The sequence below is a fragment of the Streptomyces aurantiacus genome, assembly GCF_001418335.1.
Classification (GTDB): domain Bacteria; phylum Actinomycetota; class Actinomycetes; order Streptomycetales; family Streptomycetaceae; genus Streptomyces; species Streptomyces aurantiacus.
Genome location: NZ_LIPP01000064.1, coordinates 39,994 through 51,762, shown reverse-complemented (window position 1 = coordinate 51,762; position 11,769 = coordinate 39,994). Strand labels below are relative to the sequence as shown.

Below are 11,769 nucleotides of genomic sequence, written 5' to 3'. Positions count from 1 at the left end.
CGAGGCCGAGACGCCGCGCGAAGAACCGCGCCGCACGATAGAGGAGGTGGATCTTCCGGACGCCACGGCGACCGCTCCGGTCGTCGAAGCGCCCCCCATCGAAGTCCCGGAGCCGACCGCCGGTCGTCTGGTGCGCCTGCGCGCCCGGCTCTCCCGCTCGCAGAACGCGCTCGGCAAGGGGCTCCTCACGCTCCTCGCGCGCGAGCACCTCGACGAGGACACCTGGGAGGAGATCGAGGACACGCTGCTCACCGCCGACGTCGGCGTGCAGCCCACCCAGGAGCTGGTCGAGCGGCTGCGCGAGCGCGTGAGGGTGCTCGGCACGCGGACGCCCGAGGAACTGCGCGCCCTGCTGCGCGAGGAACTGCTCGCGCTGCTTGTGCCCGACTTCGACCGCACGGTGCACACCGAGTCCGGTCTGGACACCCCCGGCATCGTCATGGTCGTCGGGGTCAACGGCACCGGCAAGACCACCACCACCGGCAAGCTCGCGCGGGTGCTCGTCGCCGACGGCAAACATGTGCTGCTCGGCGCGGCCGACACGTTCCGGGCCGCCGCCGCCGACCAGCTGCAGACCTGGGGCGAGCGCGTCGGCGCCCGTACCGTACGGGGGCCCGAGGGCGGCGACCCCGCCTCCATCGCCTTCGACGCCGTCAAGGAAGGCATCCAGGAGAGTGCCGACGTCGTGCTCATCGACACGGCCGGCCGTCTGCACACCAAGACCGGCCTCATGGACGAGCTCGGCAAGGTCAAGCGGGTCGTCGAGAAGCACGCCCCGCTCGACGAGGTGCTGCTCGTCCTGGACGCCACCACCGGTCAGAACGGCCTGGTGCAGGCCCGTGTCTTCGCCGAGGTCGTCGACATCACCGGCATCGTCCTGACCAAGCTCGACGGCACGGCCAAGGGCGGCATCGTCATCGCCGTCCAGCGCGAACTGGGCGTCCCCGTCAAGCTCATCGGCCTGGGCGAGGGCGCGGACGACCTGGCCCCGTTCGAGCCGGAGGCGTTCGTGGATGCCCTTATCGGAGAGTGACCACGCGTACGGCACAGGAGGAAGGGCCCCACCCCATGGTGCAGACGGAGTGGGGCCCTTCCGTATCGGTGGGCCTGTGCACAGGTGTGGGCCTATGCGCGTGACCGGTGTGCCACGTACGCCAGTGTTCCCAGCAGCAGTCGCGCGGCCGGCGGTTTCGTCGCCGAGTCGAGCGCGGGGGAGCGGAGCCAGTGGACCGGGCCGAGGCCGCCGCGGTCGGAGGGCGGGGCCGTGATGTACGTACCGGAGCCCAGGCCGTGCAGGTCGAGGGAGGCGTCGTCCCAGCCCATGCGGTAGAGCAGCTCGGGCAGTTCGGCCGCCGCGCCGGGCGCGACGAAGAAGTGGGCGCGGCCCTCGGGCGTGACGGTCACGGGGCCCAGCGGGAGGCCCATCCGTTCGAGCCGGACCAGGGCTCGGCGGCCTGCGGACTCGGCGACCTCGATGACGTCGAAGGCGCGGCCCACGGGGAGCATCACCGCGGCGCCGGGGAATTCGCCCCAGGCCTCGGTCACCTCGTCCAGCGTGGCGCCCGCCGGGACGACCGGCGCGAAGCCCAGGGGGTGCGCGCCGCGTGCGGAACACTCCGCCCGGCCGCACGAACAGGCCCCCGCGCCCGCCCGTGCCCCCGGCACCACGTCCCAGCCCCACAGCCCGGTGAACTCGGCCACGGCGAGGTACTCCGAGGACCGGCCGCGGCGACGCGAGCCGGACCGGATTTCGCGGATGCCGCCGATCGTGAAGCCCATACCCCCTCCAACGGGTCCAGCGGGCGCGTGGTTACGCCACGAAGTCATCTCGTAACTCCCCGTTCCCACCGGTGTGCGGTCCAAGCGGCGCCCGGTTGTGCCGAGGGTGGTGCGTCCGGTTTCGCGCTCCCCGGTGTGCATCCCTCCGCCCGCTCCCGGCCGTCATGTGTCAAGTGAATCGCGTGCTGGCCATCGCGAGTTCATTCGAAGGGGTGGCGAATGGTGGCGTTTCCGGGATCGCCATGGCTGGAGCGGTGATCGTAGGATTACTGTGAGTGTGCAAGCCCCGGGAAGGCACGCGCTCGTGGGTATGCCGGAGGCAACTCGACTTCCCGTTCGAAGGGTGAGAACGGCCGGACGGGCGGCCCTGATACCGGCATTCTGGTAGGGCTTGGCGCACACAGCGCACAAGTGGGTTCAGGGATGGGGGCGTTCCAGTGGGCGGCAACGGCGGAAGCGCGACGACCGCGACTGGCGCTGACAAGCGCCCCAACGAGTTGCTGGGCTCGTGGTTCGTGCGCAGCGGCTGGTCCAAGGGCGAGCTGGCGCGTCAAGTGAACCGCAGAGCACGCCAGTTGGGGGCCAGCCACATCTCGACGGACACCTCGCGCGTCCGCCGCTGGCTCGACGGGGAGAATCCGCGTGAGCCGATCCCGCGCATCCTCTCCGAGCTGTTCTCCGAGCGTTTCGGCTGTGTCGTCGCCGTCGAGGACCTGGGTCTGCGCGCCGCCCACCGGTCACCGTCCGTGTCGGGCGTCGACCTGCCCTGGACCGGCCCGCAGACGGTCGCCCTGATCAGTGAGTTCTCGCGCAGCGACCTGATGCTGGCGCGGCGCGGCTTCCTCGGCGCGTCCCTGGTCCTGTCCGCCGGACCCACGCTCATCGAGCCCATGCAGCGCTGGCTGGTGCCCAGCCCCGCCGCCCCGCGCGAGGAGCCCGCGCTCTCCGCCGCCGCCTCCCGCCGCCCCGGCCGGCTCTCCCAGCCCGAGCTGGACCTCCTGGAGTCCACCACCGTCATGTTCCGCCAGTGGGACGCCCAGTGCGGGGGCGGCCTGCGACGCAAGGCGGTCGTCGGGCAGCTGCACGAGGTGACCGACCTCCTCCAGGAGCCCCAGCCCCAGGCCACCACCCGGCGACTGTTCAAGGTCGCCGCCGAACTGGCCGAGCTGGCCGGCTGGATGAGCTACGACGTGGGGCTCCAGCCCACCGCCCAGAAGTACTTCGTCCTCGCCCTGCACGCCGCCAAGGAAGCCGCCGACCGGCCGCTGGGCTCGTACGTCCTGTCCAGCATGAGCCGCCAGATGATCCACCTGGGTCGGCCCGACGACGCGCTGGAACTGATCCACCTCGCCCAGTACGGAAGCCGTGACTGCGCCGGCCCGCGCACCCAGTCCATGCTGTATGCGATGGAGGCCCGCGCCTACGCCAACATGGGGCAGCCCGGAAAGTGCAAGAGGGCCGTCCGGATGGCGGAGGACACCTTCGGGGACGCCGTGGAGTCCGACGAGCCCGAGCCCGACTGGATCCGCTTCTTCTCCGAGGCCGAGCTGCACGGCGAGAACTCCCACTCCTACCGCGACCTCGCCTACGTCGCGGGCCGCAGCCCCACGTACGCCTCGCTGGCCGAGCCCGCCATGCAGAAGGCTGTCGACCTCTTCGAGAAGGACCCGGAGCACCAGCGTTCGTACGCACTCAACCTCGTCGGGATGGGCACCGTGCACCTGCTCCGGCGGGAGCCCGAGCAGTGCGCGGTCCTGGTGCGCGAGGCCCTCGGAATCGCCAGGAAGGTGCGGTCCGAGCGGGTCAACACTCGTATCCGAAAAACCGTCGACACGGCCGTACGCGACTTCGGGGACCTTGCCGCAGTCGTGGATCTGACCGACCAGCTCGCCGTCGACCTGCCCGAGACCGCCGAGGCGGTCTGACCCCAGTACGCCGGCCGCGACCGCCGTCCATAACAGCCCGACTCGGCTCCCCCATGCCAGGTCATCGGACGGACGGCCGCGGTCGGTCTGGCCTTTGCGCCTGAGCCGGCGCCGTTCTCGCGGGCGTGGCTGAGCGCCGTCCGGGTTGCTCAATCGGTGGCTGAGGACGCGTCTGGTCGGGGGCCGCCACCGTGTCCGTGGAAGGTTGCGCCACCATAACGATCGAGGCTGCCACTATCCGGCGGTTCATCGAGGCGTAACACACACGCCGTCTTCGTCACCCGGGCGAAACATGCAGGGGCGCCGGTCGAAACCGCGCTGCGCCAATCTCTGGCCCATAACCGGCCCACCCCTCACCAACCGCTCATGGCTTCGCCCGCACGGGGCCGTACCAAAGACGAGGAGACGCCGATGGCATCAGCCATCACGCTTGCCGCAGACGCTCCCACGCTGTCTGCCGCCAATACAGGGTTCATGCTCATCTGTTCCGCCCTGGTGCTGATCATGACCCCCGGCCTCGCCTTCTTCTACGGAGGCATGGTCAGGGTCAAGAGCACCTTGAACATGCTGATGATGAGCTTCATCAGCATGGGGATCGTCACGATCCTGTGGGTGCTGTACGGCTTCTCGCTCGCCTTCGGTACCGACTCGGGCAGCGTCGTCGGCTGGTCCTCGGACTACGTCGGCCTCAGCGGCATCGGGAAGATGGAGCTCTGGGACGGCTACACCATCCCGGTCTTCGTCTTCGCCGTCTTCCAGCTGATGTTCGCGATCATCACGCCCGCCCTGATCAGCGGCGCCCTCGCGGACCGCGTCAAGTTCACGGCCTGGGCGCTGTTCATCACCCTGTGGGTCACCGTCGTCTACTTCCCGGTCGCGCACTGGGTCTGGGGCACCGGCGGCTGGGCCTTCGAACTCGGCGTCATCGACTTCGCCGGTGGTACGGCGGTCCACATCAACGCGGGTGCCGCGGCCCTCGGTGTGATCCTCGTGATCGGCAAACGCGTCGGATTCAAGAAGGACCCGATGCGCCCGCACAGCCTCCCGCTGGTGATGCTCGGCGCCGGTCTGCTGTGGTTCGGCTGGTTCGGGTTCAACGCCGGCTCCTGGCTCGGCAACGACGACGGCGTCGGCGCGCTGATGTTCGTCAACACGCAGGTCGCCACCGCCGCCGCCATGCTCGCCTGGCTCGCCTACGAGAAGATCCGCCACGGCGCGTTCACCACCCTCGGCGCCGCCTCCGGCGCGGTCGCGGGACTGGTCGCGGTCACCCCGTCCGGCGGTGCCATCTCCCCGCTCGGCGCGATCGCCGTCGGCGCCATCGCCGGTGTGCTCTGCGCCATGGCCGTCGGCCTCAAGTACAAGTTCGGCTACGACGACTCGCTCGACGTCGTCGGTGTGCACCTCGTCGGCGGAGTCGTCGGCTCGCTGCTCATCGGCTTCTTCGCCACCGGCGGCGGCCAGTCCGACGTCGCGGGCCTCTTCTACGGCGGCGGCCTCGACCAGTTCTGGAAGCAGTGCGCCGGCGTCTTCGGCGTCCTCGCCTACTCCCTGGTGGCCTCCGCGGTACTCGCCTTCCTGATCGACAAGACGATCGGAATGCGCGTTCCCGAGGACGTCGAGATCGCGGGCATCGACCAGGCCGAGCACGCCGAGACCGCATACGACTTCAGCGGTGCCGGTGGCGGCGCCGCCCGTACCGCGCCCGCGGCCCCGGCCGCCGACACCGCGAGCAAGAAGGTGGACGCATGAAGCTCATCACCGCTGTCGTGAAGCCCCACCGGCTCGACGAGATCAAGGAGGCCCTCCAGGCCTTCGGCGTCCACGGCCTGACGGTCACCGAGGCGAGCGGTTACGGTCGTCAGCGGGGCCACACCGAGGTCTACCGCGGCGCCGAGTACACCGTCGACCTCGTCCCCAAGATCCGTATCGAGGTACTGGTCGAGGACGACGACGCCGAGCAGCTGCTCGATGTCATCGTGAAGGCGGCCCGTACCGGCAAGATCGGAGACGGCAAGGTCTGGTCCGTCCCGGTCGAGACGGCGGTCCGGGTCCGGACCGGCGAGCGCGGACCCGACGCGCTGTAGACAAAACAGGAACAGGAGCCACTGGGTGACGAGTACGGGCATGCGTACGGAAGCAGAGGACTCGGGACCCAGCGGCTATGCGGCGGCCCGGCTGCGCCTCCTCCAGGAGGGGGCGCGGTCCGGGCCGCCGCGCCGTGCGGCCCTCGCCGAACTGACCGACGACTGGCTCACCGGTCTGTTCGACGCGGGCGCCGGCACCTCGCGCGGCATCTCGCTCGTCGCCGTCGGGGGCTACGGCCGCGGCGAACTCTCCCCGCGCAGCGACCTCGACCTGCTCCTCCTGCACGACGGCAGCGCCGACCCCGGCGTGGTGGCCTCCCTCGCCGACCGCATCTGGTACCCGGTCTGGGACCTCGGCCTCGACCTCGACCACTCCGTCCGTACGCCCGCCGAGGCCCGCAAGACAGCGGGCGAGGACCTCAAGGTGCAGCTCGGGCTGCTCGACGCCCGCCACCTCGCCGGCGACCTCGGCCTGACCGCCGGACTGCGTACGGCCGTCCTCGCCGACTGGCGCAACCAGGCGCCCAAACGCCTCCCCGAACTCCAGGAACTGTGCGCCGAGCGCGCCGAACGCCAGGGCGAACTGCAGTACCTCCTCGAACCCGACCTCAAGGAGGCCCGCGGCGGCCTGCGCGACGCCACCGCGCTGCGCGCCGTCGCCGCCTCCTGGCTCGCCGACGCCCCGCGCGAGGGCCTCGCCGACGCCCGCAAGAGCCTCCTCGACGTCCGGGACGCCCTGCACCTCGCCACCGGCCGCGCCACCGACCGCCTCGCCCTCCAGGAACAGGACCAGGTCGCCGCGGAACTCGGCCTGCTCGACGCCGACACCCTGCTGCGCCAGGTGTACGAGGCCGCCCGCGTCGTCTCGTACGCCAGTGATGTCACCTGGCGTGAGGTGGGGCGCGTGCTGCGGTCGCGCGCCGTGCGGCCGCGGCTGCGCGCCATGCTGGGCGGCGGCAAGCCGGCCCCCGAGCGGTCGCCGCTGGCGGAGGGCGTCGTCGAGCAGGACGGCGAGGTCGTCCTCGCCCGTGCCGCCCGCCCCGACCGTGACCCCGTACTGCCGCTGCGCGCCGCCGCCGCGGCGGCCCAGGCCGGCCTGCCGCTCTCGCTGCACGCGGTCCGCCGCATGGCCTCCGTGGTCCGTCCGCTGCCCACGCCGTGGCCCGCCGAGGCCCGTCAGCAACTCGTCACGCTGCTCGGCTCGGGGCCCTCGACCATCGAGGTCTGGGAGGCCCTGGAGGCGGAAGGGCTGATCACCCGGCTGCTCCCCGACTGGGAGCGGGTCCGCTGCCGGCCGCAGCGCAACGCCGTCCACATCTGGACCGTCGACCGCCATCTGATCGAGACGGCGGTACGCGCCGCCGAGTTCACCCGCCGCGTCCACCGCCCCGACCTCCTCCTCGTCTCGGCCCTGCTGCACGACATCGGCAAGGGCTGGCCCGGCGACCACTCGGTGGCCGGCGAGATCATCGCGCGGGACGTGGCGGCCCGGATCGGCTTCGACCGCGCGGACGTGGCGGTGCTCGCCACCCTCGTACGCCATCACCTGCTGCTCATCGAGACGGCGACCAGACGCGATCTGGAGGACCCCGCGACCGTGCGCTCGGTCGCGGAGGCGGTCGGCTCGCAGGGCACGCTCGAACTCCTGCACGCGCTCACCGAGGCGGACGCGCTGGCCACAGGCCCCGCCGCCTGGTCCTCATGGCGCGCGTCCCTCGTCGCGGACCTGGTGAAGCGGGTCTCCGCCGCGCTCGCCGGGGACGACCCCGAGGAGCCCGAGGCCACGGCGCCCACCGCCGAACAGGAGCGGCTCGCCATCGAGGCGCTGCGCACCGGCGGCCCCGTGCTCGCGCTGCGCGCCCAGACCGAACCGCCCGCCGAACCGCCCGCCGAGGAGCCCTCGGGGGAACCAGAGCCCCTCGGCGTGGAACTGCTCATCGCGGTACCGGACCAGAAAGGCGTGCTGCCCGCCGTGGCAGGCGTCCTCGCCATGCACCGGCTCACCGTACGGACGGCGGAACTGCGCTCCCTGGACCTGCCCGACGGCGTCGCGGGCTCCGTCCTGCTGCTCGACTGGCGGGTCGCCGCCGAGTACGGCTCCCTGCCGCAGGCCGCCCGCCTGCGCGCCGATCTCGTACGCGCCCTCGACGGCTCCCTCGACATCGCCGGACGCCTGGCCGAGCGGGACGCCGCCTATCCGCGCAGGCGGGGCATCGCCGCACCGGCGGCCCGGGTGAGCGTGGCCTCCACCGCGTCCCGGCTCGCCACCGTCATCGAGGTCCGCGCCCACGACGCCCCCGGGCTGCTGCACCGCATCGGGCGCGCGCTGGACAGCGCACAGGTCCGGGTGCGCAGCGCGCATGTCTCCACGCTGGGCGCGAACGCGGTGGACGCGTTCTATGTGACGGGGCCCGAAGGGGCGCCGCTGCCGGGGGAGCAGGCGGCTTCGCTGGCGCGGGCGCTGGAGGACACCTTGCGGGAGTGAGGGGTTGGGCTCCGCCCGGTGGTCGACGGTCGTCCTGAGTCTGAGTCTGAGTCTGCGGGCGCGCTGTGGTTGCTCGCGCAGTTCCCCGCGCCCCTGACGGGGCGGAGCCTGTGACGGGGTGGAGACCCACGCTTGCGCGGGCGGATACCCTGGAGGGCGGACCTGTCCCCCTGCCCCCGACTTGAGGATTCGCGACCGCCGTGTTCGACACTCTCTCCGATCGCCTCGCAGCGACATTCAAGAATCTTCGCGGCAAGGGGCGCCTGTCCGAGGCGGACATCGACGCCACCGCGCGCGACATCCGCATCGCCCTGCTGGAAGCGGACGTCGCGCTGCCGGTCGTCCGGGCCTTCATCAAGCAGGTCAAGGAGAGGGCCCTCGGGGCCGAGGTATCCCAGGCGCTCAACCCCGCCCAGCAGGTCATCAAGATCGTCAACGAGGAGCTCGTCGGCATCCTCGGCGGCGACACCCGGCGACTGCGCTTCGCGAAGCAGCCGCCTACCGTGATCATGCTCGCGGGTCTGCAGGGTGCCGGTAAGACCACCCTCGCCGGAAAGCTCGGCAAGTGGCTGCAGGGCCAGGGACACACGCCGCTGCTCGTCGCGTGCGACCTCCAGCGTCCCAACGCGGTGAACCAGCTGAGCGTCGTGGGCGAGCGCGCGGGCGTCGGCGTCTACGCGCCCCAGCCGGGCAACGGCGTCGGGGACCCGGTCCAGGTCGCCAGGGACTCCATCGACTACGCGAAGCAGAAGCAGCACGACGTCGTCATCGTCGACACCGCGGGCCGCCTCGGCATCGACGCCGAGCTGATGCAGCAGGCCGCCGACATCCGCGACGCGGTCTCGCCGGACGAGATCCTCTTCGTCGTCGACGCGATGGTCGGCCAGGACGCGGTCAATACCGCGGAGGCCTTCCGCGACGGAGTCGGCTTCGACGGCGTGGTCCTCTCGAAGCTCGACGGCGACGCCCGCGGTGGTGCCGCGCTCTCCATCGCGCACGTCACCGGCCGCCAGGTCATGTTCGCTTCCAACGGCGAGAAGCTGGACGACTTCGACGCGTTCCACCCGGACCGCATGGCGTCCCGCATCCTCGGCATGGGCGACGTGCTCACGCTGATCGAGAAGGCCGAACAGACCTTCTCGCAGCAAGAGGCCGAGCAGATGGCCGAGAAGCTGGCCTCCAAGAAGGGCCAGGACTTCACGCTCGACGACTTCCTGGCCCAGATGGAGCAGGTCAGGAAGATGGGCTCCATCTCCAAGCTGCTCGGCATGCTGCCCGGCATGGGCCAGATCAAGGACCAGATCAACAACCTCGACGAGCGCGACGTCGACCGCACGGCCGCGATCATCAAGTCGATGACCCCGGCCGAGCGCCAGGACGCGACGATCATCAACGGCTCGCGGCGTGCCCGTATCGCCAAGGGCTCCGGCGTCGAGGTCAGCGCGGTCAAGGGGCTGGTCGAGCGGTTCTTCGAGGCCCGCAAGATGATGTCCCGGATGGCTCAGGGCGGCGGCATGCCGGGGATGCCCGGGGCGCCGGGCATGGGTGGCGGCGCCGGCCGGGTGAAGAAGCAGCCCAAGAAGGCCAAGGGCAAGCAGCGCTCCGGCAACCCGATGAAGCGCAAGCAGCAGGAGGAAGAGGCTGCGGCGCGCCGGGAGGCGGCGGGGCAGGCGGGCGGCGCGTTCGGCCTGCCGGCCGGGCAGCAGCCCCAGAACTTCGAGCTCCCGGACGAGTTCAAGAAGTTCATGGACTGACGAGTCTCGGGGGCCGGCCCCCGAACCTCCGGTCCTCAAACGCCGGACGGGCTGAAAGATTCGCGGCCGGGCGGAAATCTTCAGCCCGTCCGGCGTTTGAGGACGAGCGCGCAGCGCGATTGCGGGGGTCTGNNGGTAGGGGCGGCGGGGGCGAAGAAAACACCCCCGCCACGCACGCGCGTCGGCTCAGGCCGTCCGGGCGATCAGATACCGGAAGACGTTCGGCATCCACACCGTCCCGTCCCCCCGCCGGTACGGATGCAGCGCCTCCCGCACCTCCTTGTCGACCTGTTCCTGATCCGTGGCGGCGACAGCCGCATCGAAGAGCCCCGTGGACAGCAACCCCCGTACGGCGTTGTCCACGTCCGCGTACCCGAAGGGGCACGCGACCCGACCGGACCCGTCGGGCCGAAGACCGGCACGCTGGGCGACCTCCTCCAGGTCGTCACGGAGAGCCGGGCGCCACCTGCCCGCACCGCGCAGCGGATCCGCCAGCTTGGTGGCGACCCGCAGCACCGAGGACGTGGCACACCGCTCCGGAGGCCCCCAGCCCGCGAGGACCACGGGAACGCCCCGGCCGACGAGCGGAGCCGCAGCCGCCAGCGACTCGGCGAGACCGTCGGAGTCGTCGGCCACACACCCGATCGGCTCGAAGGCGGTCACCAGATCGCACGCCGCCGTCGCCGCGTCGCCGAGGTCCGCCGGCTCCCCGTCCGTCAGCCGGACACCGGCACGCACGCGCGTGCGCGTGCCCCCTGCCTCGGGCAGTAGACGTTCCCGCGCGAGAGCCAGCCGCTCCGGCGCGTGGGCCTGGACACCGGTGACCGAGGCCCCCCGCGCCGCCGCCATCAGCAGCGCCAGGCCGGACCCGCAGCCGAGCCCCAACAGCCTGGTGGAGGAACCCACTTCGAGTCGCTCGTAGACGGCCTCGTAGAGCGGAACCAGCATCCGCTCCTGAATCTCGGCCCAGTCACGCGCGCGTGCCCACGGATCCACCTGGGGCGCGGCCCCTGAGTGAGGTAGGTGCTGCCGCACGAGCGTAGGTGTCATCGAATGTGCCCCAATCCGCCGAGAGTTGCCTTCGTGCTCCGTTTCCTCACCCCCGTGCAGTGCGCTCGCACTCCCCCCGTATGCCAGGAAACTCCGCGCCCGCCGTGGCGTCCAGGGGTTACGGAGCCCGGTTTGCGTACCATCGGCGCGCGCCGGAAAGAATTCACATACCGGCAACATGTGCCCGTACGGCAAGTCATTGCGGTTGGGGCCGCTGGGGTTGTTGGGGTCTCCGGGGTCTCCCACCCGCATGGCGATTGGCCTGATCGTGCCGCACGGCGATGACCGTGGGTTGCGGGCGCCACCGCGCCTCGCCCCGTCCAGGTCTCCGTCCAACTCCGTCCAGGTCGTGGTACTCGCCGTCAGGGCCGACGACGTGGTTCGGGCCAAGATCCGCGAGCCCGGCGATCCATCGGAAGCCGTCCAGGGACACCGACTGCCCACCGCGCGGGAAGAGACCATGCGCTGCTCCGGGCCCGGAGACCGGGCCGACCGCGCACGCGGCGACCGTGCGGTGTCCGTGTCCTCGTCCGTGTCCGGTAATCAGGTGTCCGGTGGCCGGAAACGGGTCGGTGACCGAGGCCGACGGCGCACCCGGTAACGTCGCCGTCATGACCCGCGTCCACTGAGTCCGGCGTTCCGCCGCCAGAAGGACCGAAACGCCTCTTGCGCATCCGGCGGCCCAGGTG

General features: G+C 71.4%; 9 protein-coding genes. 7 read left to right on the top strand and 2 right to left on the bottom strand.

Translation table 11 applies throughout. The features are described 5' to 3' along the window. Positions 1-1,033 (top strand): signal recognition particle-docking protein FtsY (gene ftsY / locus AOK01_RS09885; RefSeq protein WP_055510563.1); only part of this gene is annotated, 1,033 nt, incomplete at its 5' end. 92 nt (positions 1,034-1,125) lie between these two features. Here ftsY and AOK01_RS09880 read toward each other — a convergent pair. Continuing rightward, entirely contained in the window at positions 1,126-1,779 is a 654-nt protein-coding gene (locus AOK01_RS09880) for a bifunctional DNA primase/polymerase (RefSeq protein ID WP_055510560.1), read from the bottom strand. Positions 1,780-2,216: 437 nt separating this feature from the next. Between AOK01_RS09880 and nsdA the strand changes: the two genes are divergently transcribed. From nsdA to ffh, 5 genes are all read left to right on the top strand, one after another. Beyond that, positions 2,217-3,704: a transcriptional repressor NsdA gene (gene nsdA / locus AOK01_RS09875; protein ID WP_055510559.1), complete on the top strand. Its 1,488-nt coding sequence runs from the start codon at positions 2,217-2,219 to the stop codon at positions 3,702-3,704. Positions 3,705-4,115: 411 nt separating this feature from the next. After that, on the top strand, positions 4,116-5,456 hold the full coding sequence (locus AOK01_RS09870; protein ID WP_055510558.1) for an ammonium transporter: 1,341 nt from the start codon (positions 4,116-4,118) through the stop codon (positions 5,454-5,456). Then, a complete protein-coding gene (locus AOK01_RS09865; protein WP_055510557.1) occupies positions 5,453-5,791 on the top strand; it encodes a P-II family nitrogen regulator in 339 nt (112 codons plus the stop codon). Before AOK01_RS09870 ends, AOK01_RS09865 begins: the two co-directional genes overlap by 4 nt. A gap of 25 nt (positions 5,792-5,816) precedes the next feature. Continuing rightward, positions 5,817-8,276, top strand: a complete 2,460-nt coding sequence (locus AOK01_RS09860) for a [protein-PII] uridylyltransferase (RefSeq protein ID WP_055510556.1) — start codon at positions 5,817-5,819, stop codon at positions 8,274-8,276. 200 nt (positions 8,277-8,476) lie between these two features. Further along, positions 8,477-10,030 (top strand): signal recognition particle protein, encoded by a 1,554-nt coding sequence (ffh, locus tag AOK01_RS09855; protein ID WP_055510555.1) that lies wholly within the window; start codon positions 8,477-8,479, stop codon positions 10,028-10,030. 186 nt (positions 10,031-10,216) lie between these two features. Here ffh and AOK01_RS09850 read toward each other — a convergent pair whose 3' ends face one another. Then, positions 10,217-11,080: an SAM-dependent methyltransferase gene (locus tag AOK01_RS09850; RefSeq protein ID WP_079103301.1), complete on the bottom strand. Its 864-nt coding sequence runs from the start codon at positions 11,078-11,080 to the stop codon at positions 10,217-10,219. Between the two features lie 250 nt (positions 11,081-11,330). Between AOK01_RS09850 and AOK01_RS46495 the strand changes: the two genes are divergently transcribed. Beyond that, entirely contained in the window at positions 11,331-11,681 is a 351-nt protein-coding gene (locus tag AOK01_RS46495; RefSeq protein ID WP_157871246.1) for a hypothetical protein, read from the top strand. Positions 11,682-11,769: the final 88 nt, after the last annotated feature.

Bases quoted from the DNA above. Each gene is read 5' to 3' on its own strand.
- AOK01_RS09880 (WP_055510560.1), bottom strand. From the start codon at position 1,779: ATGGGCTTCACGATCGGCGGCATCCGCGAAATCCGGTCCGGCTCGCGT.
- AOK01_RS09870 (WP_055510558.1), top strand. From the start codon at position 4,116: ATGGCATCAGCCATCACGCTTGCCGCAGACGCTCCCACGCTGTCTGCC.
- AOK01_RS09865 (WP_055510557.1), top strand. From the start codon at position 5,453: ATGAAGCTCATCACCGCTGTCGTGAAGCCCCACCGGCTCGACGAGATC.
- AOK01_RS09850 (WP_079103301.1), bottom strand. From the start codon at position 11,080: ATGACACCTACGCTCGTGCGGCAGCACCTACCTCACTCAGGGGCCGCG.
- AOK01_RS46495 (WP_157871246.1), top strand. From the start codon at position 11,331: ATGGCGATTGGCCTGATCGTGCCGCACGGCGATGACCGTGGGTTGCGG.